Origin of the sequence: Delftia lacustris (assembly GCF_040267515.1) — a bacterium.
Lineage (GTDB): Bacteria > Pseudomonadota > Gammaproteobacteria > Burkholderiales > Burkholderiaceae_C > Comamonas > Comamonas tsuruhatensis.
Genome location: NZ_CP141274.1, coordinates 5,352,893 through 5,374,591, shown reverse-complemented (window position 1 = coordinate 5,374,591; position 21,699 = coordinate 5,352,893). Strand labels below are relative to the sequence as shown.

17 protein-coding genes are annotated in these 21,699 nt (G+C 67.3%); 7 read left to right on the top strand and 10 right to left on the bottom strand.

Going from position 1 to position 21,699, the window contains the following annotated elements; genetic code table 11:
• Positions 1-13: 13 nt before the first annotated feature.
• Genes U6958_RS26015 through hemC form a run of 3 tightly spaced genes read right to left on the bottom strand, consistent with a single transcriptional unit; the run spans position 14 to position 2,914 of the window.
• Positions 14-1,156, bottom strand: coding sequence for a uroporphyrinogen-III C-methyltransferase (locus U6958_RS26015; RefSeq protein WP_034348890.1), 1,143 nt, complete (start codon positions 1,154-1,156; stop codon positions 14-16).
• Positions 1,153-1,962: a uroporphyrinogen-III synthase gene (locus tag U6958_RS26010; protein WP_034365390.1), complete on the bottom strand. Its 810-nt coding sequence runs from the start codon at positions 1,960-1,962 to the stop codon at positions 1,153-1,155. Before U6958_RS26010 ends, U6958_RS26015 begins: the two co-directional genes overlap by 4 nt.
• Positions 1,963-1,975: 13 nt before the next feature.
• Entirely contained in the window at positions 1,976-2,914 is a 939-nt protein-coding gene (gene hemC / locus U6958_RS26005) for a hydroxymethylbilane synthase (protein ID WP_074921588.1), read from the bottom strand.
• A 112-nt stretch (positions 2,915-3,026) separates the two neighbouring features.
• Between hemC and ppc the strand changes: the two genes are divergently transcribed.
• Together ppc and U6958_RS25995 are read left to right on the top strand one after the other, a co-directional pair.
• The gene (gene ppc, locus U6958_RS26000; protein ID WP_074921587.1) at positions 3,027-5,876 is read left to right on the top strand and encodes a phosphoenolpyruvate carboxylase; all 2,850 of its coding nucleotides are present in this window, start codon (positions 3,027-3,029) and stop codon (positions 5,874-5,876) included.
• A gap of 126 nt (positions 5,877-6,002) precedes the next feature.
• Positions 6,003-8,111, top strand: coding sequence for an EAL domain-containing protein (locus U6958_RS25995; protein WP_016448937.1), 2,109 nt, complete (start codon positions 6,003-6,005; stop codon positions 8,109-8,111).
• A gap of 36 nt (positions 8,112-8,147) precedes the next feature.
• Here the strand turns inward: U6958_RS25995 and flhC are convergent, their stop codons facing one another.
• The 5 genes from flhC to U6958_RS25970 all read right to left on the bottom strand — a co-directional run bounded on the left by flhC (position 8,148) and on the right by U6958_RS25970 (position 12,720).
• Positions 8,148-8,690 carry a flagellar transcriptional regulator FlhC gene (flhC, locus tag U6958_RS25990; protein WP_016448936.1) on the bottom strand — a complete coding sequence of 181 codons (543 nt, stop codon included), beginning with the start codon at positions 8,688-8,690 and terminating at the stop codon, positions 8,148-8,150.
• 27 nt (positions 8,691-8,717) lie between these two features.
• A complete protein-coding gene (flhD, locus tag U6958_RS25985; RefSeq protein WP_012204159.1) occupies positions 8,718-9,044 on the bottom strand; it encodes a flagellar transcriptional regulator FlhD in 327 nt (108 codons plus the stop codon).
• A gap of 319 nt (positions 9,045-9,363) precedes the next feature.
• A complete protein-coding gene (locus U6958_RS25980) occupies positions 9,364-10,272 on the bottom strand; it encodes a sulfurtransferase (RefSeq protein WP_047325849.1) in 909 nt (302 codons plus the stop codon).
• Positions 10,273-10,365: 93 nt separating this feature from the next.
• Positions 10,366-11,271 (bottom strand): DMT family transporter, encoded by a 906-nt coding sequence (locus U6958_RS25975; protein WP_016452492.1) that lies wholly within the window; start codon positions 11,269-11,271, stop codon positions 10,366-10,368.
• Positions 11,272-11,580: 309 nt separating this feature from the next.
• On the bottom strand, positions 11,581-12,720 hold the full coding sequence (locus U6958_RS25970; RefSeq protein WP_016448933.1) for an aromatic ring-hydroxylating dioxygenase subunit alpha: 1,140 nt from the start codon (positions 12,718-12,720) through the stop codon (positions 11,581-11,583).
• Between the two features lie 340 nt (positions 12,721-13,060).
• On the opposite strand from U6958_RS25970, the gene xseB reads away from it, so the two are divergent.
• From xseB to U6958_RS25945, 5 genes are all read left to right on the top strand, one after another.
• Positions 13,061-13,297 carry an exodeoxyribonuclease VII small subunit gene (gene xseB, locus U6958_RS25965; protein WP_016448932.1) on the top strand — a complete coding sequence of 79 codons (237 nt, stop codon included), beginning with the start codon at positions 13,061-13,063 and terminating at the stop codon, positions 13,295-13,297.
• Between the two features lie 8 nt (positions 13,298-13,305).
• The gene (locus U6958_RS25960; protein WP_016448931.1) at positions 13,306-14,256 is read left to right on the top strand and encodes a polyprenyl synthetase family protein; all 951 of its coding nucleotides are present in this window, start codon (positions 13,306-13,308) and stop codon (positions 14,254-14,256) included.
• Between the two features lie 203 nt (positions 14,257-14,459).
• Positions 14,460-16,340 (top strand): 1-deoxy-D-xylulose-5-phosphate synthase, encoded by a 1,881-nt coding sequence (gene dxs, locus U6958_RS25955; RefSeq protein ID WP_017405740.1) that lies wholly within the window; start codon positions 14,460-14,462, stop codon positions 16,338-16,340.
• Positions 16,341-16,604: 264 nt separating this feature from the next.
• Positions 16,605-17,687, top strand: a complete 1,083-nt coding sequence (locus U6958_RS25950; protein WP_016452489.1) for a TRAP transporter substrate-binding protein — start codon at positions 16,605-16,607, stop codon at positions 17,685-17,687.
• 196 nt (positions 17,688-17,883) lie between these two features.
• Positions 17,884-18,963: a TRAP transporter substrate-binding protein gene (locus U6958_RS25945; RefSeq protein ID WP_016448928.1), complete on the top strand. Its 1,080-nt coding sequence runs from the start codon at positions 17,884-17,886 to the stop codon at positions 18,961-18,963.
• Between the two features lie 146 nt (positions 18,964-19,109).
• On the opposite strand, the gene U6958_RS25940 is transcribed toward U6958_RS25945, so the two are convergent.
• Positions 19,110-20,942: a TRAP transporter large permease subunit gene (locus tag U6958_RS25940; protein ID WP_016448927.1), complete on the bottom strand. Its 1,833-nt coding sequence runs from the start codon at positions 20,940-20,942 to the stop codon at positions 19,110-19,112.
• A 17-nt stretch (positions 20,943-20,959) separates the two neighbouring features.
• The gene (locus U6958_RS25935; RefSeq protein WP_016448926.1) at positions 20,960-21,568 is read right to left on the bottom strand and encodes a TRAP transporter small permease subunit; all 609 of its coding nucleotides are present in this window, start codon (positions 21,566-21,568) and stop codon (positions 20,960-20,962) included.
• Between the last annotated feature and the right edge of the window lie 131 nt (positions 21,569-21,699).

Sequence of the window (21,699 nt, the reverse complement as noted above, 5' to 3'; positions counted from 1 at the left end):
GTCTCCCGGCTGCTCAGCGGCCTGCGGCCGCTGTTGCCAGCGCCGCCAGGGTTTCCTGCAGCGCAGGCTGTTCGGTGGTGCGCAGATTGGCCTGGATCTGCTGCAGCTGGGCCTGCACGATCTGGGTGCGCCGCGCGGCAGGATCAAAGTACTTGTTCACGGCCATCCCGGAAGCTGCCAGGTCGGCCCGCGCCGCATCCCACTGGCGCGACAGCAGGGCCAGGCGCGAGTTCAGCAGCTTGAGCTTGAGGTTCTCGCGCAGGAAATAGGCCTGTTCCGGCGCCAGCAGGATGGCGTCCGGGTGGTCTATGCGGCTGACGCGCAGCAGGTCCTGGGCTTCTTCGCGCACGGCCGTCCAGCCGCGCTCGCCCCAGGATTGCCACCAGCGCCATTCGGTGGGGCTGCCCTCGATGGGGGCGGGCTCGGGCTGGCGGGCCGCCTGGCCGGCCACGCCGCGATGGCGGCTGGCGCGTGGCTGAGCCACGGCGTTGAGCAGGGGCATCTCGTCGACCAGGCGCACCAGGTCCTCGATGCGCGTGAGCAGGCCGGCGGTGTCGGTCACGCTCATGCGGGCCAGCCGTTCCAGGTCGCGGTCCAGCGCGCGCATGACCGGGGCCAGCCGGGGCTGGGCGGCGCGTTCAATGCGCTGGCGGGCGTTCTTGAGCGTGGCCACCAGCGGCTGCAGGCTGCCGGACAGCTCGGCCTGCTGCTGTGCCAGGCGGATGGAGGATTCGATGTCCACCACCAGGTTTTCGTCGCGCGAGCGCGACATGCTTTGCAGGAGTTCGTCGAGCTGCGTGCGCTGCAGAGACAGCTCGGCAATGCGCGCCTCCATGACCGAGGTGCGCGCCGCGCTATCGCGGGCCAGGTCCTGGGCATCGCGCGCCAGGGTGCGGGCCTCGACCGACTGGGAGCCGGACTGCGCGGACTGGCGCGCCAGCTGTTCCTGGATATTGCCCAGGCGCTGCCACAGCATGCCGCAGGCAATGAGCGCCGCGACGGCCACGGCGCCCACGCCGTAGACCAGGGCCGAGGAGCCGCCGCGCAGTTCTGCAGCGGGGCTGCTTTGGGCGGAGCCGGCTGCGAAGGCTGCTGCGGAGGATGCGGGCGTTAGGTCCTGCGGGGTGGGGCGGTCTTGCGCTGCGTCGGAACTCATGGCGACGATTCTATCGACGCAACCACGTCCTCCAGAGCGGGCCGGCATTGCTTGACATCTCCGAATCCCATGTGTCTTGCCTGGGCAGCGATTCGCTCGTGCGTAGCGAGCGCTCGCGCTTTTTGCCACGATTGGCCCGGCAGGAGCTGTTGCAGGTTGGCAACGGATTCGGCGCTGCTGAGCAGCCACAGCGTGCCATCTTCGGCCGCCAGGCGTGCCAGTGCCGTCTGGGCTGCATCCCAGGCAGGCAGTTCGCGCTGGTAGACGGCCAGCATTTCGACCTGGGCACCTGCCTCGCGCAGTCGGGCGGCCAGCCAATCGCGGCCGGCGCCTGCCGTGGCCGGCACGGTCCTGGGCGCTCCTGCCTGGCTGTCGCCACGCACGATGAGCACGCGGTCGCCCGCATGGATCTGGTCATGCACGCGCTGCCATAGCGTTTCGGATTCGAACTGGGCGGCGTCCGGTGGCGGGCCGTCGATCTGTGCTGGCGCAATGCCCAGGGCCAGCAGCGCCTGGGCGGTGCCGGGGCCGGGCGTCCAGGCGCGGGTGGAGGCCGGAAGCCGTGCGGGGTCGGTGCCGAAGAAATGCTGGACGGCGTTGCCGCTGACGAACATCACGGCGCGGTAGCCCGGGCCTTCGCGCAGCGCGTTGCGGGCGGCCTGCAAGGCCTGTTGCGTGGCCGCATCGCGGCAGGGGCCTATGGCCATCAGCGCCAGCGGCTGGGCCGGAAGGCCCCGGGCCTGCAGCGCATCCACCCACGCGGCCGCGTCATGGGCCGGGCGGGTGACGAGTATGCGCGGTGGCATGTGGGCGTGCCGTCTAGAGCTTGGGGACCGGCTGGGCGCCCGCCGCCTGCAGCAGCGCAGCCACGTGCTGGCCCAGTGCGTCGGCACTGGCGAAGTCGGTGACGGTGGCATCGGCGTGCACCTGCACCAGCGGCAGCCGGCCTTCCGGGTCTCCCCAGGCTGCGTCCAGGCGCAGTTGCTGGCCGTCGAAGGTGCCGTGCGCCGCCAGCGGCATGGAGCAGCTGCCGCCCATGCAGCGGCTGACGGCGCGCTCGGCGGTCACGGTCAGCCAGGTGGTCTGGTGGGCCAGCGGGGCCAGGGCGTCGATCAGGTCCTGGCGGTCGGCGCGCACCTCGATGCCCAGCGCGCCCTGGCCTGCGGCAGGCAGCATGCCGGCGGGCTCGAACCTGGCGCGGATGCGGTCGGCCAGGCCCAGGCGCATCAGGCCTGCGGCGGCCAGCACGATGGCGTCGTAGTGGCCTTCGTCCAGCTTGCGCAGGCGGGTGTTCACGTTGCCGCGCAGCGGCTCTATCCTCAGGTCGGGGCGCAGGGCCTGCAGCAGTGCCTGGCGGCGCAGGCTCGATGTGCCGACGACGGCGCCCTGCGGCAGCTCGGCCAGCGCGGCGTAGCGATTGGAGACAAAAGCGTCGCGCGGGTCTTCGCGTTCCATCACGCAGGCCAGCACAAAGCCTTCGGGCAGCTCCATGGGCACGTCCTTGAGCGAGTGCACGGCGATGTGGGCGCGTCCTTCTTCCAGCGCCACTTCCAGCTCCTTGACGAACAGGCCCTTGCCGCCCACCTTGGACAGCGTGCGGTCCAGGATCTGGTCGCCCTTGGTGGTCATGCCCAGCAATTCCACTTCATGCCCCCGGGCGCGCAGCAGTGCCTGGACATGCTCGGCCTGCCACAGTGCCAGCTGGCTCTCGCGCGTGGCGATCACGATGGAGTGGGGGATCAGTGGTTTGGTATTCATCAGGAGCCTCGAGGGGAGCGCGGGATGCTAGCATGCTGCGCCGCAGTAAACCCGGCACCAGGACCGAAGCCCAAGCAAACCGATACGCTGACCGATTCCAGGAGATTCGTTGATGGCCACCGCCCCCCGCAAGAGCAATGCGCGAGATGACAGGCGTGATGACAAGCCTGTCCGCAAGACGGACAAGGACCTGCCGCTGATCGAGGACATACGCCTGCTGGGGCGCATTCTGGGCGATGTGATCCGCGAGCAGGAAGGCGTGGCGGCCTTCGAGCTGATCGAGCAGGTGCGCCAGCTGTCGGTGACCTTCCGTCGCGATGCCGACGAGACCGCCGACCGCGCGCTCAAGCGCCTGCTCAAGGGCCTGACCACGGACCAGACGGTGAGCGTGATCCGCGCCTTCACCTATTTCAGCCATCTGGCCAACCTGGCCGAGGACCGCCACCACATCCGCCGCCGCGCCGTGCACGAGCGCGCGGGCAACACGCAGGAAGGCAGCATCGAAGTGGCGCTGGCGCGGCTGCGCTGGGCCGGCATCTCGGCCGGTACCGTGGCGCAGACGCTGGCCAGGAGCTATGTGGCGCCCGTGCTCACGGCCCACCCCACGGAAGTGCAGCGCCAGAGCATCCTGGTGGCCGAGCGCGACATCTCCCAACTGCTGGCCGCGCGCGAGGACATCGTGGCCCGCGCCCAGCTGTACAACAGCGCCAAGGACGCGCTCACCCCGCGCGAACTCGAACGCAACGAGGCCCAGCTGCGCGCCCGCGTCAGCCAGCTGTGGCAGACACGCCTGCTGCGCTACTCCAAGCTCACCGTGGCCGACGAGATCGAAAACGCGCTGTCCTACTACGAAGCCACCTTCTTGCGCGAGATTCCCAAGCTGTATGCGCAACTGGAGCAGGAGCTGGGCAACACCCTGCCCGTGCACAGCTTCCTGCGCATGGGCCACTGGATCGGCGGCGACCGCGACGGCAACCCCAATGTCACGGCCCAGAGCCTGGAGCTGGCGCTGTCGCGCCAGGCCGACGTGGCGCTGCGCCACTATCTGCGCGAGGTGCACTACCTGGGCGGCGAGCTGTCGCTGTCCCAGCGCCTGGCCGATGTCACGCCCGAGATGCAGGCGCTGGCAGAGCGCTCGCCCGACACCAACGAGCACCGCTCCGACGAACCCTACCGCCGCGCGCTCACCGGCATCTACGCGCGCCTGGCCGCCACGCTCAAGGTGCTGACCGGCGGCGAGGCCGCGCGCCATGCCGTGGCGCCGCAGAACGCCTATGCCTCGCCCGAGGAGTTCCTGGCCGACCTGTGCGTCATCGACGACTCGCTCAGCCGCAACCATGGCGAGGTGCTGGCGCCCCAGCGCCTGCGTCCGCTGATGCGCGCCGTGCAGGTTTTCGGCTTCCACCTGGCCACCGTGGATCTGCGCCAAAGTTCGGACAAGCATGAGGAGGTGGTGGCCGAGCTGCTGGCCACCGCGCGCCTGGAGCCCGACTATTCGGGCCTGCAGGAAGACGCCAAGTGCGCCCTGCTGGTGCGCCTGCTGGAAGAGGCGCGGCCGCTGCGCGTGGTGGGCGCCGACTATTCCGAGCATGCGCGCGGTGAACTGGCCATCTTCGAGGCCGCGCGCCGCCTGCGCGCGACCCTGGGCGCCGAGGCGATACGCCACTGCATCATCAGCCACACCGAGTCGGTCAGCGACCTGCTGGAAGTGCTGCTGCTGCAAAAGGAGGCGGGGCTGCTGCGCGGCACGCTGGACGACGGCGCCGTCTGCGACGTGATCGTCGTGCCGCTGTTCGAGACCATCGGCGACCTGCGCAGCGCCGCGCCCATCATGCGGCGCTACTTCCAGCTGCCCGGCGTGGCGGCCATGGTGCAGCGCAGCGGCGGCGAGCAGGACATCATGCTGGGCTACAGCGACAGCAACAAGGATGGCGGCATCTTCACCAGCAACTGGGAGCTGTACCGCGCCGAGATCTCGCTGGTCGAGCTGTTCGATGATCTTGCCGACAGCCATGGCATCAGCCTGCGCATGTTCCATGGCCGCGGCGGCACGGTGGGCCGTGGCGGCGGCCCCAGCTACCAGGCCATCCTGGCGCAGCCCCCGGGCACCGTGCGCGGCCAGATCCGGCTGACCGAGCAGGGCGAGGTCATCGCCTCCAAGTACGCCAACCCCGAGATCGGCCGGCGCAACCTGGAGACCCTGGTGGCCGCCACGCTGGAGGCCACGCTGCTGCAGCCGACCAAGCCGGCCACGCGCGCCTTCCTGGACGCGGCGGCGTTTCTGTCCGAGGCCAGCATGGGTGCCTACCGCGCCCTGGTGTACGAGACTCCCGGCTTCACCAGCTACTTCTTCAGCAGCACGCCCATCCGCGAGATTGCCGAGCTGAACATCGGATCGCGCCCGGCTTCGCGCAAGCCCTCGCAGAAGATCGAGGACCTGCGCGCGATTCCCTGGGGCTTCAGCTGGGGCCAGTGCCGGCTCACGCTGCCGGGCTGGTACGGCTTCGGCGCGGCGGTGCAGGCCTTCATCGGGCAGCCGGGCAAGGATGGCAAGGCCCAGCTGGCCCTGCTGCAGAAGATGTACCGCCAGTGGCCGTTCTTCCGCACCCTGCTGTCCAACATGGACATGGTGCTGGCCAAGAGCGACCTGAACCTGGCCTCGCGCTATGCCGACCTGGTGCCGGACGCACGCCTGCGCCGCCGCATCTTCAGCGCCATCGAGGCCGAGTGGCACGGCACCGTCGATGCGCTGGCGCGCATCACGGGCGACAAGCAGCGCTTGGCCCACAACGAGGCGCTGGCGCGCTCCATCCGCCACCGCTTTCCCTACATCGATCCGCTGCACCATCTGCAGGTGGAACTGGTGCGCCGCTGGCGCGGCGGCCAGACCGATGAGCGCATCAAGACCGGCATCCACCTGTCGATCAATGGCATTGCGGCCGGCGTGCGCAATACCGGCTGATCGAGGGCGCGAGCGGGCCGGGAGGCCCCTCGCGCCGCCATGCGCAGGGCGCCGGCCGGCCGCCGTGTAGGATGTGCTTCGGACAGGGGCGCATGACTCCTGCCGGGAAGTGAAGGGTGGGAGCTTATGGGCAACAAGACGCCATGGCCGGGGTTCCCGGACATGCAACTGTTCCTGACGCAGCGCCTGGCCAGGCTGGCCGGTGCCAACTCCATGCGGGCCATACGCGAAGGCCTGCTCTGGCTGGTCCCATGCCTGCTGGTCTCGGCCCTGTTTCTCATACTGTCGGCGCTGGCGCAGATGTCCGGCCAGCCCGAGCCCGTGGTGCAGCTTCTTGCGGGCCTGCATGCGCAGATCGGCAGCATCCTGCCGCTGCTGGTGGCCGCCTCCATCGGCTACATGCTCTCCATACGCCACAGGCTGCCGCGCCTGCCGGTGACCTTTCTGTGCTTTGCCCATGTGCAGATGGCCATCTTCCTGCTGCGCGAGCATCCGCGCGCGGCCGCCACGCTGGTGCTGTTCATCGCCATAGCCTCGCCCCTGATCACCGTGCCGCTGATGGCCAGGCTCAGCGCCATGCGCTGGACGCGCATTGCGCGCACGGGCTTTGTGGGCGAGAACGTACGCGAGGTGATGAACCTGGTCGTGCCCGGCTCCATCGTCGCGCTGCTGCTGGTCGTGCTGCTGCTGGGCCTGCAGCAGGTGCTGCCCGATATCACCCAGGCCGAACTGCCGCTGGCCATCGCCACCCCCGAGAGCCCCTATCGCAGCGGGCTGACGCTGACGCTGCTCAATTCCGTGCTCTGGTTCTTTGGCGTGCAGGGCTACTACGCCATGCAACCCTTCTTCCAGGTGCTGGACCAGGCCGTGCTGGCCAACGCCGCCGCCGTGGCCAAGGGGCTGGTGGCGCCCTGGGCGCTCAACGGCGGCCTGATGGGGTCCTTCGTCTTCATCGGCGGCTCGGGGGCCACGCTGTCACTGGCGCTGGCCGTGCTGCTGTTTTGCAAGGGGCGCGGCCTGCGCATGCTGGCGCTGGCCGCGCTGCCCATCTCCCTGCTCAACGTCAACGAGATCCTGCTGTTCGGCCTGCCGGTCATCCTGAACCTGCGCCTGCTCGTGCCTTTTCTGGCGGTGCCCGCCATCAATCTGGTCGTGGCCGTCACGGTGGTGCAGGCCGGCTGGGTGGCTCCGGCCTCGATGGTGCTGCCCCTGACCGCGCCCGTGGTCTTCAATGCCTACGTGAGCACGGGCGGCGACATGGGCGCCGTGGTGCTGCAACTGGCGCTGACGGTGTTGGGGGCGCTGGTCTATGCGCCTTATGTGCGCTCCATCGACCGGCTGGGCCAGGACGATGGCGCCATCGTGCTGCGCGCGCTGGACACCACGTTCTCCCGGCTGCCCGAGGAGGCGGGCCTGGTCACGCGCGATCCGCTGGTGCTGGCGCACGAGACCCAGGCCCGGCGCGAGACCATGCTGTCCCATATCCGCCGCATCAGCGAGTACGAATTCCACCTGGAATTCCAGCCCCAGGTCTCGCACCGCAGCGGCTTGTGCCTGGGCTGCGAGGCCCTGTTGCGCGCCCACGATTCGCAGGGCAGGCTGCAGCAGCCCGGCGGCTTTCTGCGCTGGCTGGGTGATGCCGGCCTGATGCGCGAGGTCGATCTGTGGGTGGCGGGCGCTGCCGTGCGCCAATGCCGGCTGTGGCGCCAGCACGGTTTTTCCCTGCCGATCAGCATCAATGTCACGGGCGCCACGCTGACATCGCCCGAGTACTGCTCGCGCCTGCTGATGCTGCTGGCGCAGGCCAGGGGCCAGGTGGGCGTGGAGATCACGGAGGAAGCGCTGGTGGGCGATGTGGAGGCGATCCGCAAGGCCATAGGCCAGATCCACGCGCTGGGCGCCAAGGTGGCCATAGACGACTTCGGCACCGGCTTCTCGTCCATGAGCTACCTGCACCAGTTCGACGTGGATGCCATCAAGATCGACCGCAGCTTCGTCGTGGCCAGCGGTCATGCCAAGGGCGCGCTGGTGCTGGACGGCCTGCTGCGCTTTTGCGAGGCGCTGCAGTTGAACGTGGTGGCCGAAGGCGTGGAGACCCAGGCGCAGCTGCAGGCCCTGGGCTTCGAGGGCGAGCTGCTGGTGCAGGGCTGGTACTTCAGCCGGGCCCTGCCGGGAGAGCAGTTGCCGCAGTTCGCCAGCGACTGCGCCGCCAGGGCAGGCGGCGAGACGGTCTGAATCCGTGCTGGTGCATCGCTGCGGCGATGCAGGGGCTCAATGCAGCATCAGGGAGCCGGCGCTCTTGCTCTTGCCGGCGCGTGCGGGCGGATTGCACAGGCCGCACTGGTAGTGGCGCTCGTTCTCGTAGGGCTCGGTCACGAACTGGCCCTTGCACACGGAGCACTGGGTGCGGGTCAGCATCTGCGCATCGACAAACTTCACCAGGCGCCATGCGCGTGTGAAGGACAGCAGCGCCTCCAGCTCGGCGGCCTGGATCTGCTCGGTATAGAGACGGTAGGCCTTGGTCAGTTGTTCAACGGCATCCAGCTCGGCGCCCTTGGACAGGTATTCGTAGATATTCAGGAACAGCGAACTGTGGATGTTCTCCTGCCAGGTCAGGAACCAGTCGGTCGAGAACGGCAGCTGGCCCTTGGATGGCGACTTGCCGGCGATCTCCTTGTACAGGCGGATCAGGCGCTCGTAGGACAGCGTGGTCTCGGATTCGAGCACCTGCATGCGTGCACCCATCTCGATGAGCATGGCGGCACGCTCGATCTGCTTGGACTCGTTCAGGACACTTTTGACGGCGGTGGACATGGCGGGCTCCAGAGTTCTTCGGGCGGATCAGAGGACTTCGGAAACGCGGCTGGCCATCAGGATGTTGGCGTGCAGCGTATTGGTCGCACCGTTGCCGATCTTGTTGCTGCTGTGGTTGGTCAGCAAGCTCCAGACCATTTCGTCGTCCACGCGGAAGCTGGCGAGCAGGGTATTGCGCGAGGCCAGCTTCAGCACCTGGGCTGCCGACAGCGCGGCCAGCAGGTCGCAGGATTCTTCGTTCAGTCCCAGGCGGAACACCGCTTCCGCCTTGTCCTGGCGGATCAGGGTCTGGGCCAGCATCAGGTAAGTGAGGTTGGCTTCGCGGATTTCGGCAAGCAGCTGTTCATTGTTCATAGGACCATCCTTTGCATCTCGGCAGCCGCAACACCGGGGTAGAAACAAGATGTTCAACCTGTTGCGATCTGTTGGGATGGATTGTGGAGGAGGGGCCCTGGCCGTTGAAGTCGGGGCAGGTCTGCGCCGGATGTCTGGTTGTGAGACGGCGTTTGTAAGATTTACCTTACACCTGTAGCAAGGTTTGGATGACTCGATTTCGCCCGGCCTCTGCCGTCCGGGGGCCTGGGAGCAGGCCGCTGCAGTGGTGTTGTTGCATGTCGGCCTTTTGACACAGTGCTGTCATTGTGCAGCCTCCCAGGGGCGGGCATAAGCCGAATTAGCCGCGCTCCACCGGCCTCTTCGGGTCACTGCACCACTCGCTCCAGCTGCCCGCGAAAAGCCGTGCCGGCGGCAGTCCTGCAATGCGCATGGCCAGCAGGTTGGGCAGGGCGCTCACGCCGCTGCCGCACTGGTGGACCACGCTGGCCGGATCGCGGCCGGCCAGCAGCCGGTCGAACTCGGCGCGCAGCAGGGCGGCGGGCTTGAAGCGGCCGTCGGCCGCAATGTTCTCGGTGAAGGGCCGGTTGAGCGCGCCCGGGATGTGGCCGGCCACAGGGTCCAGCGGCTCGACCTCCCCGCGGTAGCGGGCCGGGGCGCGTGCATCGACCACGGTCTGGCCTGCGCTGCCCAGTGCATCGAGCACCTGCTGTGCCGTCACCAGCTGCTGCAGCGGCTCGTGCAGCTCGAAGTTGGACTGAAAGCGCGCGCTTTCCTCGCCCGATGCCACAGGCTGGCCTGCGGCCTGCCAGGCCTGGAGACCTCCGTCGAGCACGGCCACATCGCCATGTCCGGCCCACTGCAGCATCCACCACAGGCGCCCGCAGTAGTTGGCGCCGTTGCGGTCATAGACCACGGCCTGCATGTCGTTGGAAAAACCGATCTCCGACAGCCACATGGCAAACAGCTCGCGGCTGGGCAGCGGGTGGCGGCCGCCCGAGGCTGCCTGCTCGCTGGCCGCCACGCTGCCATGTGCGCCGGGCACGCCGTGTTTTGCGCTGAGGTCATGGTCCAGGTCGGCGAAGACGGCGCCGGGAATATGCGCCTGCAGGTACTGCGCCTTGCCGGCTGCGGGTTGGGCCAGGTCGAAGCTGCAGTCAAAGACCATCAGCGGACGGCCGCCGGACTGCAGCGCGGCCAGTTCCTGGACGGAGATCAGGGTCTGGTAGGAGGAGGTGTTGGATGTCATGGATGCGGAACTCCGAAAGCCAGCGCAGGCGGCGGTGCGCCTGCGGCAAAAGGTCCGATCCATTATGCGACGGCCCCAGGTGGGCCGTCGCCGTCAGCCGCGTGAACGCAGGGCTGTGGCCAGTGCGCCGCTGGCCACGATCAGCACGATGCCGGCCCAGCCGATCAGCGGCACGCTTTCGCCGAACAGCGCCAGGCTCAGCAGGGCGGCAAAGACGATGCCCGAGTACTGCAGATTGGCCACCACCAGGGTATTGCGGCTGTTGCCGGCCGAAGCGTAGGCCGCCGTCATGCAGACCTGGGCCACGGCAGCCAGCACGCCCACGGGCAGCAGCCACAGCGCGCGCCAGCCCGGCCAGGCGGACACGCCCGTGAAGCACATGGCCAGGGCGCCGGCCACGGCCGAGCCCAGTGCGAAGTAGAAGACCACGCGCGCCTCGGGCTCGCCCATGCGCGACAGCGTGGCCACCTGCATATAGGCCATGGCAGCGAACACCCCGCCGATCAGGCCGCCCGCGCTGGCCACGAATTCCTGCGGCGCCGCGCTGGGGCGCAGCACCAGGATCACGCCCACGAAGCCCAGGGCCACGGTGGCGACCAGGCTCCAGGGAAACGGCGGCAGTGCGCGCAGCGCATGCGATTCGGGCTGGCGGCGCAGTTGGTGGCGCAGCAGCAGGCCCTGGCCGATCAGAAACACCGCCATCCAGATGCTGCTCATGGAGTTGAAGGTGGCGGCCGTGGCCAGCGGCAGGTGGCCGATGGAGTAGAACCAGGCGCCCATGGAAGTCACGCCCACGAAGCTGCGCCAGGCATGCTCGCGCGGGTAGCGCGTGGCCAGCGAAATGCCCTGGTGGCGCGCCAGCCACCACAGCGCCACCATGCTGACCAGCCCGCGGTAGAAGACGATCTCCGCCGCGTTGAAATCCTGGGAGGCGAACTTCACACACACACTCATGACCGCAAAGACGAATGCGGCCGCCACCATCCACAGGGCTTGCATATTAATGACCGGATAGAGCCGCACAAGGACCGCGGCGCTGGACGAGAAAAGGGTTGGGTTTTGTTTTTGGCGCATGCCGCCTGGCTGTCTACGGCCCGGGGCCGCGGCAGGGGCACGCGCAAGGCACTGTATTGCATAAGCCAAGACATTGGGTCTGCCTCGGGATGCATTGCAGTCGCCAGCCCTGCCCATTGGGCACACCAGGGCGCTTGCATTCAGAAGAGCTGTGCGGCGGGCCTGCCGCTCGATGCAGGAGGCCCAATGCAGACGGCCCGCACGAATGCGGGCCGTCGGAAGAGCCGGAGCCGATCAGCGTGCGGGGACTGCGTCGCCCATCACGCCGCGATACCACTCATGGAAGTGCTGCATGCCGTCTTCCATGGGGCTCTGGTAGGGGCCGACCTCGTTGTCGCCGCGCTCGTACAGCGCCCTGCGGCCGGCGTCCATGCGCTCGCCGATCTCGTCGTCCTCGATGCAGGTCTCCATGTAGGCGGCCTTTTGCGCCTGCACGAATTCGGGCTCGAAGGCGGCGATCTCTTCGGGGTAGTAGAACTCGACCACGTTCAGTGTCCGGTCCACGGCCAGCGGGTGCAGGGTCGAGACCGTGAGCACGTGCGGATACCACTCCACCATGATGTGCGGGTAGTAGGTCAGCCAGATCGCTCCGCGTTCGGGCAGCTCGCCGTTGCGGTAGGCCAGCAGCACGTCGTGCCACTTCCTGTAGGTGTCCGAGCCGGGCCGGGCAAAGCCGGGCGCCACGCCCACGGTCTGCACCGAGTACTCCCTGGAAAACTCCCACTGCAGGTCATCGCAGGTCACGAAGTTGCCCAGGCCCGGATGGAACGGGCCCACGTGGTAGTCCTCGAGGTAGACCTCGATGAAGGTCTTCCAGTTGTAGTTGCACTCGTGCATCTCGACATGGTCGAGCACGAAGCCCTCGAAGCTCAGCTGCTCGCGCAGCTTCATGCCGGCGAGGTCGGCCTCGATGTCGCGGCCGTTGTCCTCGAACAGCAGGCCGTTCCACTCGCGCAGACGGTAGTTGTTCAGGTTCAGGCAGGGATCGTGGCTGAAGTGCGGTGCGCCCAGCAGCTCGCCGCTGGTGCTGTAGGTCCAGCGGTGCAGCGGGCAGACGATGTTGCCCCCCGCATGGCCCTTGCCTTCGGTCATCAGGTTGCCCCTGCCCTTGAGCATCACGGCCTGGCGGTGGCGGCAGACGTTGGAGATCAGCTCCACCTGCCCCCTGGCGTTGCGCACCAGCGCACGGCCTTCTTTTTCCTGGGGCAGGGCGTAGTAGTCGCCTATCTCGGGAACGGCCAGTTGATGGCCCACGTAGCGCGGGCCGCGTTGAAAGATGGTCTCCAACTCACGCTGGAACAGCGCAGGGTCGAAGTAGCTGGAAACTGGTAGTTGGCTTGCGGCCTGCTGCAGTTGAAGACTTAAATCAGACATGGGTGACCTGACCTAAAGACTCCCCACAGGGAGGGTGCGCGTGCGCACGGGATTGGAAAAAGCAAAACCGGCCGTTCCTGGACATGGAGACAGGCTTCACGACTTGAAAACAAGCGGCGCCCGAGGCGTCCTGTCTTGTCGGTGAGCCCGACCGCATGCCTAGGCAAGGGGCCGGTTTGGCGGGGAATGGGATTATAGCCCGTGGGGTTATTTCCGGATGCCCGGTACGTGTATTGCAAGCGGCCGATGGCGCCTGTCAAGGGCTGTCCGGTTATTGGCGGCGCGGTCGCGGAGGGACGCCTAGAATCGTCGGTTCCCCACAACGCACTGCCAACGCCACATGCCCAAGGCTGCCCCCAAGGCTCCCGCCGAGCCCACCAGTTACGAATCCGCGCTGCAGGAGCTGGAGCAGCTCATCGCGCAGATCGAGTCGGGCCAGCTGCCTCTGGAGCAGATGCTGGCCGGCTACCAGCGCGCGGCGCAGCTGCTCGGCTACTGCCGTGGCCAGCTCGACGCGGTGCAGGAGCAGGTCAAGGTGCTTGACGAGGGGACCCTGGCCCCTTGGAGCCAGGATTGAAGATTGCCATGAGTGCCCTGATGACTTCCGCTTCCGATGTTTCCCAGGCGCCGGGCCTTGGCGCGCTGGATTTTCCCTGCTGGATGAACGACCGCCTGGCGCGCACCGAAAGCGCGCTGTCCCAATGGGTGGGCGTGGATGCGCCGGCCGGCCTGGGCGAAGCCATGCGATACGCCGTGCTCGATGGCGGCAAGCGCCTGCGCCCGCTGCTGGTCTGGGCTGCGGCCGAGGCCGTGGCCGGCCTGCCGTCGGCCGCCGTGCGTGCCGGCTGCGCCGTGGAACTGATCCATGCCTATTCGCTGGTGCACGACGACATGCCCTGCATGGACAACGACGTGCTGCGCCGTGGCAAGCCCACGGTCCATGTGCAGTTCGGCGAGGCCTCGGCCCTGCTGGCCGGCGACGCGCTGCAGGCACTGGCCTTCGAGCTGCTCGTGCCCGCGCCCGACGAGGCTGACGGCATGCCCGATACGCTGCAGGCACGGCTGTGCCGGCTGCTGGGCCGTGCCGCAGGCGCGCAGGGCATGGCCGGTGGCCAGGCCATTGACCTGGCCAGCGTGGGCCTGCAACTGAGCGAGGCCCAACTGCGCGAGATGCACCGCCTCAAGACCGGCGCCCTGCTGCATGCCAGCGTGCTCATGGGCGCAGCCTGCAAGGAGGGCGTGGATGCCCAGGCCTGGCAGGCGCTGTCCGACTACGGGCAGGCGCTGGGCGTGGCCTTCCAGGTGGTGGATGACATCCTCGACGTGGTGGCCGACTCGGCCACCCTGGGCAAGACGGCCGGCAAGGACGCGGCCAACGACAAGCCGACCTACGTCTCGCTGCTGGGCCTGGACCAGGCCCGCGCCCATGCCGACGAGCTGTGCGCCCTGGCGCACGCGGCGCTGGCGCGCAGCGGCCTGCCGGACACGCGGGCCCTGGCGGCACTGGCCGACATGGTCGTGAGCCGCACTCACTGACAATGAAGCACCCCCTGAGTCGCTTCGCGCCTTCCCCCTCTCTACCCGCTTCGCGGGGGAGGGGGACGACACCCTCGCTGCGGGGCGGCCCTTGCTCGGTGTCCCTTGGTGGGGGCGCGCTACTTGCAAGGGTGGCGTTCGATGCCACAGGCAACTGATACGAAAATATGGGCGATGGTCTTGCGGCCATCAAGATATCTAGCATGACCACGAACACCTACTCCCTGCTGCAGACCATCGACGATCCCGCGGATCTGAGGCGTCTGTCGCGTGCCGAACTCAAGACCCTGGCCCAGCAGCTGCGTGCCTATGTGCTCGACAGCGTCTCCAAGACCGGCGGGCATCTGAGTTCCAACCTGGGCACGGTGGAGCTGACGGTGGCGCTGCATGCGGTGTTCGACACGCCCTACGACCGCGTGGTCTGGGACGTGGGCCACCAGACCTATCCGCACAAGATCCTCACGGGCCGGCGCGAGCGCATGGCGTCGCTGCGCCAGTTCGGCGGCCTGTCGGGCTTTCCGCAGCGCGCCGAGAGCGAGTACGACACCTTCGGCACGGCCCACTCCTCCACCAGCATCTCGGCCGCCCTGGGCATGGCCCTGGCCGCCAAGCAAAAGGGCGAGGACCGCCGCGCCATCGCCGTCATCGGCGACGGCGCCATGACGGCCGGCATGGCCTTCGAGGCGCTGAACAACGCCGGCGTGACCGATGCCAACCTGCTGGTCATCCTCAACGACAACGACATGAGCATCAGCCCGCCCGTGGGCGCGCTCAACCGCTACCTGGCCCAGCTCATGAGCGGGCAGTTCTACGCCAAGGCGCGCGACATGGGCAAGAGCGTGCTCAAGCAGGTGCCGCCGCTTCTGGAGCTGGCCAAGCGGCTGGAGCAGCAGGCCAAGGGCATGGTCGTGCCGGCCACGCTGTTCGAGAACTTCGGCTTCAACTACATCGGCCCCATCGACGGGCATGACCTGGACTCGCTGATCCCCACGCTGGAGAACATCAAGAGCCTCAAGGGCCCGCAGTTCCTGCACGTGGTCACGAAGAAGGGCCAGGGCTACAAGCTGGCCGAGGCCGACCCCGTGGCCTACCACGGCCCCGGCAAGTTCGACCCCAGCGTGGGCCTGGTCAAGCCGGCCACGCCCCCGAAGCAGACCTTCACCCAGGTCTTCGGCCAGTGGCTGTGCGACATGGCGGACAAGGACCAGCGCCTGGTCGGCATCACGCCGGCCATGCGCGAGGGCTCGGGCATGGTGGAATTCCACAAGCGCTTTCCGGGCCGCTACTACGACGTGGGCATTGCCGAGCAGCATGCCGTCACCTTCGCGGCCGGCATGGCCTGCGAGGGGCTCAAGCCCGTGGTCGCCATCTACTCGACCTTCCTGCAGCGCGCCTACGACCAGCTGATCCATGACGTGGCGCTGCAAAAGCTGCCCGTGGTCTTTGCGCTGGACCGTGCGGGCCTGGTCGGCGCCGACGGCGCCACGCATGCCGGTGCCTACGACATCGCCTTCGTGCGCTGCGTTCCCCACATGAGCATGGCCTGCCCGGCCGACGAGCGCGAATGCCGCCAACTGCTCACCACGGCCTACGAGCAGGACCATCCGGTGGCCGTGCGCTACCCGCGTGGGGCGGGCGTGGGCGTGGCCCCGCTGGAGAGCCTGCAGGGCCTGCCCTTCGGCAAGGGCGAGGTGCGCCGCGAATCGGCGGCGAAGAAGGTCGCCATCCTGGCCTTCGGCACCTTGCTGTATCCCGCGCTGACCGCAGCCGAGGCGCTGGACGCCACCGTGGTCAACATGCGCTGGGCCAAGCCGCTGGACGAGGAACTGCTGCGCCAGGTGGCCTCCACGCACGAGCTCATCGTCACCGTGGAAGAGGGCTGCATCATGGGTGGCGCAGGCAGCGCCGTGGCCGAGTCGCTGCAGGCTGCCGGCATCACGCGACAGCTGCTGCAGCTGGGCCTGCCCGACGAGTTCATCGAGCACGGCGATCCCGCCAGGCTGCTGGCCCTGCAGGGGCTGGACGCGGCCGGCATCGAGGCGTCGGTGCGCGCCCACCTGGCGCCCGAGCGCGCCGTGGCCTGAAGATGGGACGGGCCTGTGCCCCGCGATGGGGCGCATCGCGCATGCCGAGCAGGACTACGCGGGGGAAAACCCCGTCCGCGCTTGCTTTGCGGCGTTTTTAGAATCGATACCACCTGATACAGTGTGAATGCACGTGCGAACGTGCGTTTTTTTTGCCGCCGGGCCCCCAAGGCAGAAGCGGCCCCTCGGAGGGGCAGCGGACCTTGCGCAGCAAGGGGTGGTGGTGGCTTTTTCTGACTGACAACACATCGCGGAGAGACATTCATGGACCGTCGTTCGATCATCAAACATGCGGGAATCGCCGGCGTGCTGGCTGTGGGAGCCGCACCCGCAGTCCACGCCCAGGAGGCGGTCCGCTGGCGTCTGGCCGCGAGCTTTCCCAAGTCGCTGGACACCATCTTCGGCTCGGCCGAAATGTTCTCCAAGACGCTCAAGGCGATGTCGGGCGGCAAGTTCGAAGTCTCGGTGCATGCGGCCGGTGAGCTGATGCCCGCCTTCGGCGTGGTCGACGGCATCCAGAACGGCACCATCGAGATGGCGCTGACGGCGCCCTACTACTTCACCGGCAAGGACTACATCTTCGCCTTCGGCTGCGCCGTGCCCTTCGGCCTGACGGCGCGCCAGATGGATGCATGGATGGAGCACGGCGGCGGCCGCAAGCTCATGGACGAGTTCTATGCCCAGTACAACATCAAGAGCCAGAGCGCAGGCAACACGGGCACCCAGATGGGCGGCTGGTTCCGCAAGGAGATCAAGTCGGTGGCCGATCTCAAGGGCCTGAAGATGCGCCTGGGCGGCGGCCTGTTCGGCGACGCCATGCTCAAGCTCGGCGTGGTCGCGCAGAACATGCCCGTGGGCGAGGTCTACCAGGCGCTTGAAAAGGGCACGCTGGATGCCGTGGAATTCGTGGGTCCGTACGACGACCAGAAGCTGGGCTTCAACAAGGTCGCTCCCTACTACTACTACCCCGGCTGGTGGGAAGGCGGCGCCGAGCTGGAGTTCTTCATCAACACCAAGGCGTATGCGGCCCTGTCGCCCGAGTACAAGGCCATGGTCGATGCGGCCTGCAACGTGGCAGCGCGCGACATGACGGCCAAGTACGACGCCAACAACCCCGTGGCGCTCAAGAAGCTGGTGGCCGACAAGACCCAGCTCAAGGCCTTCCCCAAGGACTTCATGGATGCCGGCTACAAGGCCGTCATGGAGATCATGGCCGAGCATGACGCCAAGTCGCCCATGTTCAAGAAGATCAACCAGAGCCTGCGCACCTTCCAGCGCGACCAGCTGCTGTGGGAGCGCTTCTCGGAGTTCCGCTACAACAGCTACATGACCACGGCCAAGCTGTAAGCAGGTCTGCAGCCAGCAGCACGCACAAGGACGGTCCATGCCTTCCACGCCTGCAGGCCAAGCCCGCGTCCCCTCTGCGAAATGCAGCGGGGACGGCGGGCTTTTTTGTTCCGATGATGTATGTGGGCCGAGCTGCCAAGAGCAGTCCGGCCTTTTTTGAATGCTCTCAAGCAGAGCGAATCAGGAGGAGACAGAGATGGACAGAAGAAAAGCACTCAAGCACGCCGGTCTGGCCGGCGTATTGACTGCCGCAGCGGCGCCAGCCGTTCATGCGCAGGCGGCGGTGCGCTGGCGCCTGGCGTCCAGCTTTCCGCGTTCGCTGGACACCATCTACGGCTCTGCCGAGGTGTTTTCCAAGGCGATCAAGGAAATGTCGGGCGGCAAGTTCGAGGTGTCGGTGCATGCGGCCGGCGAGCTGATGCCCGCCTTCGGCGTGGTCGATGGCGTGCAAAACGGCACGGTGGAGATCGCGCACACGGCGCCCTACTACTTCTTCGGCAAGAACGAGGCCTTTGCCATCGGCGGCGCCATTCCGTTCGGCATGAACTCGCGCCAGCTCACGGCCTGGAACGTGGACGGCAACGGCGGCAAGCTGATGCGCGAGTTCTATGCCGAATACGGCATCGTCAACTTCCTGGGCGGCAACACCGGCGCCCAGATGGGAGGCTGGTTCCGCAAGGAGGTCAAGACGACCGAGGACATCAAGGGCCTGAAGTTCCGCATCGGCGGCTTCGCGGGCCGGATCATCGAGCGCATGGGCGGCGTGCCCCAGAACATCCCGGGTGGCGAAATCTACCAGGCGCTGGAAAAGGGCACCATCGATGCGGCCGAATGGATCGGCCCCTATGACGACCTCAAGCTGGGCTTCAACAAGGTCGCGCCGTTCTACTACTACCCCGGCTGGTGGGAAGGCAGCCTGAACCTCGAGTTCTACGTGAACCAGAAGGCGCTGGCCGCGCTGACGCCCGAGCAGCGCGCCATGGTGCAGGCCGCCTCGCACGAGGCCCATGTGGTCACCCAGGCCCGCTACGACGCGCGCAATCCCGGCGCGCTCAAGCAACTGGTGGCCAGCAAGGCCAAGGTGCTGGCCTTCCCGCAGACCGTGCTCGATGCCTCCTACAAGACCACCATGGCGGTCTATGCGGAGCTGGCCGAGAAAAACCCTGCATGGAAGAAGATCTACAGCGACTACCGCAACTTCCAGCGCGACGAGGTGCTGTGGTTCCGCTTCGCCGAGGCGCGCTACGACGCCTTCATGTCGGCGCAGAAGCTGTGAAGTCGCGGCGCCCTCGGGCGTCATGCGCGAAAGCCGGGCACTGCCCGGCTTTTTTCATGCGCGCAGGGGACCGGCGCACGCCGGGGTCCGAACGAAAAAAGGCCCCGCGGTTGCGGGGCCTTTGCTGTCCTTGAGGGAGCCTGCGATCAGCTGCCGGACTTGCTCTCGCCCGGCGTGGCCGGCTGCTCGCGCTGCAGCTGGTCCTGCAGCGCCTTGAGCGCATCGTCCTCACCGCCCGCCGGGGCCGAGGGCTCGCCAGGGGTGCCCTCGGGTGCGGGGGGCTGGTTCGCGCCGTCGCCGTTGAACATGGGGTCGTTGAAGTCGATGGCCTCGGGCATGGATGCCTCCATCTCCTGGCGCACCTTGTCCAGGTCGTACTCCACCTTCTTGTCCAGCCCGCTGGAGACGATGCCGGGGAAGATGATGATCAGGGCCACCATGACCAGCTGGATCAGCAGGAAGGGGATGGCGCCCGCATAGATCTGCATGGTGGTCACGGGCTCGGTCATCTTCTTGGTGACCTTGTCCACGTAGGCCTTGGCCGGGGCCACGCTGCGCAGGAAGAACAGCGCGAAGCCGAAGGGCGGGTGCATGAACGAGGTCTGCATGTTCACGGCCAGCAGCACGCCGAACCAGACCAGGTCGATGCCCAGCTTGTCGGCCACGGGGGCCAGCAGCGGCACGACGATGAAGGACAGCTCGAAGAAGTCCAGGAAGAAGGCCAGCACGAAGATCATGATGTTGACCACGATCAGGAAGCCGATCTCGCCGCCGGGCAGGGACACCAGCAGCTCCTCCACCCACTTGGGGCCGTCCACGCCCTGGAAGGTCAGGCCGAACATGGTCGCGCCGATCAGGATGAACATCACGAAGCACGACAGCTTGGTGGTGGACATCAGCGCCTGCTTGAGCAGGTCCATGCTCAGGCGGCCGCGCACGAAGGCCATGACGGCCGCGCCCAGTGCGCCCATGGCGCCGCCTTCGGTGGGGGTTGCCACGCCCAGGAAGATGGTGCCCAGCACCAGGAAGATCAGCAGCAGCGGCGGGATCAGCACGAAGGTCACGCGCTCGGCCATGCGGCTGAGCAGGTGCAGGCCCGTGAGCTTGTTGAACATGGCGGCGATGAAGGCCAGCGCCACGCCGAAGCACATGGACACCACGATGGTCTCGTCCAGAGCGACCTTCTCCACCACATCGCCGGACCACCAGGTGTGCAGCTGGGGCATGTACTGGGCGACCACCATCGAGGCCGCCACGCACAGCACGGTCAGCACCAGGGTGGAGGGCAGGCCGGAGTTGCCATTGGGCTCGCGCAGCGTGCGCGCCTCGGGCGGCAGGGCGGGCACCATGGCGGGCTTGAAGATGGCCAGCACGACGATGAACAGCGCATAGAAGCCCGTCAGCATCAGGCCCGGCAGGAAGGCGCCCTTGTACATGTCTCCCACGCTGCGGCCCAGCTGGTCGGCCAGCACGATCAGCACCAGGGACGGCGGAATGATCTGCGCCAGCGTGCCCGAGGCCGCGATCACGCCCGAGGCCACCCGGCGGTCATAGCCGTAGCGCATCATGATGGGCAGGGAGATCAGGCCCATGGAGATCACCGATGCCGCGACCACGCCCGTGGTCGCCGCCAGCAGCGCGCCCACGAAGATCACCGCAAAGGCCACGCCGCCGCGCACGGGGCCGAAGAGCTGGCCCACGGTCTCCAGCAGGTCCTCGGCCATGCCGCTTCGCTCCAGTATCAGCCCCATGAGGGTGAAGAACGGTATGGCCAGCATCGTCTCGTTTTGCATGATGCCGAAGATGCGCAGCGGAAGGGCCTGCAGCAGGGCTTCGGGCAGCACGCCCAGTTCGATGCCGACAAAGGCGAAGAACAGTCCGCAGGCGCCCAGGCTGAATGCCACGGGAAATCCCACGAGCAGGAAAAGTATCAGCCCCGCGAACATGATCGGGGCCAGGTTGTGGATCACGAATTCCATGATGTCTGTTTCCCCGATCAGGCGCCTTGCCCGCTTTTGTCCTTGGCTCCTGCCAGCCCGCGCAGGGCTTCGGCCAGGTCTTGCTCTGCGGTCTTCTCGCCCTTCTTGGCCGTGGGATCGTCGATCAGGCCCTTCAGGAAGGCGATGCGCTTGATCAGCTCCGACATGCCCTGCAGCAGCAGCAGCCCGAAGCCCAGGGGAATCATCAGGTAGACGGGCCAGCGCACCAGGCCGCCTGCATTGCCCGACATCTCGCCGGTCTGGATGGCCTGGATCACGAACGGCGTGCCGAACCACAGGATGGCCAGCGCCATGGGGGTCAGGAAAAAGACGAAGCCGAAGATGTCGATCCAGATCTGCGTGCGCTTGGACAGACGGCTGGCGATCACATCCACCTTCACGTGCTCGCCCTGCAGCAGCGTATATCCGGCGGCCAGCAGGAAGGAGGCGGCGAACAGGTACCACTGCACTTCGAGGTAGGCGTTCGAGCTGGTGTGCAACACCTTGCGCACGATGGCATTGATGCCGCTGATGACCGTCGAGGCCAGGATCAGCCAGATAAGGCATCGCCCGACCAGGCTGTTGAGCCAGTCGACCCCTCTTGAGAATTTGAGCAAAGCCTGCATGGTGTCTCCAAAAAGTAGGCTGTATTGGGTCCGTCGCCGTACGCCGGCCTGTAGGCCGGCGCGCAGCGCTCTTGTCGGCGCATGGACCAAAGCCGTCGATTCTACGGAGACCCGAACGCCGCAGGCGGCCT

Coding starts and splice junctions, on each gene's coding strand:
- U6958_RS26015 (WP_034348890.1), bottom strand. CDS start 1,156: ATGAGTTCCGACGCAGCGCAAGACCGCCCCACCCCGCAGGACCTAACG.
- U6958_RS26010 (WP_034365390.1), bottom strand. CDS start 1,962: ATGCCACCGCGCATACTCGTCACCCGCCCGGCCCATGACGCGGCCGCG.
- hemC (WP_074921588.1), bottom strand. CDS start 2,914: ATGAATACCAAACCACTGATCCCCCACTCCATCGTGATCGCCACGCGC.
- ppc (WP_074921587.1), top strand. CDS start 3,027: ATGGCCACCGCCCCCCGCAAGAGCAATGCGCGAGATGACAGGCGTGAT.
- U6958_RS25995 (WP_016448937.1), top strand. CDS start 6,003: ATGGGCAACAAGACGCCATGGCCGGGGTTCCCGGACATGCAACTGTTC.
- flhC (WP_016448936.1), bottom strand. CDS start 8,690: ATGTCCACCGCCGTCAAAAGTGTCCTGAACGAGTCCAAGCAGATCGAG.
- flhD (WP_012204159.1), bottom strand. CDS start 9,044: ATGAACAATGAACAGCTGCTTGCCGAAATCCGCGAAGCCAACCTCACT.
- U6958_RS25980 (WP_047325849.1), bottom strand. CDS start 10,272: ATGACATCCAACACCTCCTCCTACCAGACCCTGATCTCCGTCCAGGAA.
- U6958_RS25975 (WP_016452492.1), bottom strand. CDS start 11,271: ATGCAAGCCCTGTGGATGGTGGCGGCCGCATTCGTCTTTGCGGTCATG.
- U6958_RS25970 (WP_016448933.1), bottom strand. CDS start 12,720: ATGTCTGATTTAAGTCTTCAACTGCAGCAGGCCGCAAGCCAACTACCA.
- xseB (WP_016448932.1), top strand. CDS start 13,061: ATGCCCAAGGCTGCCCCCAAGGCTCCCGCCGAGCCCACCAGTTACGAA.
- U6958_RS25960 (WP_016448931.1), top strand. CDS start 13,306: ATGAGTGCCCTGATGACTTCCGCTTCCGATGTTTCCCAGGCGCCGGGC.
- dxs (WP_017405740.1), top strand. CDS start 14,460: ATGACCACGAACACCTACTCCCTGCTGCAGACCATCGACGATCCCGCG.
- U6958_RS25950 (WP_016452489.1), top strand. CDS start 16,605: ATGGACCGTCGTTCGATCATCAAACATGCGGGAATCGCCGGCGTGCTG.
- U6958_RS25945 (WP_016448928.1), top strand. CDS start 17,884: ATGGACAGAAGAAAAGCACTCAAGCACGCCGGTCTGGCCGGCGTATTG.
- U6958_RS25940 (WP_016448927.1), bottom strand. CDS start 20,942: ATGGAATTCGTGATCCACAACCTGGCCCCGATCATGTTCGCGGGGCTG.
- U6958_RS25935 (WP_016448926.1), bottom strand. CDS start 21,568: ATGCAGGCTTTGCTCAAATTCTCAAGAGGGGTCGACTGGCTCAACAGC.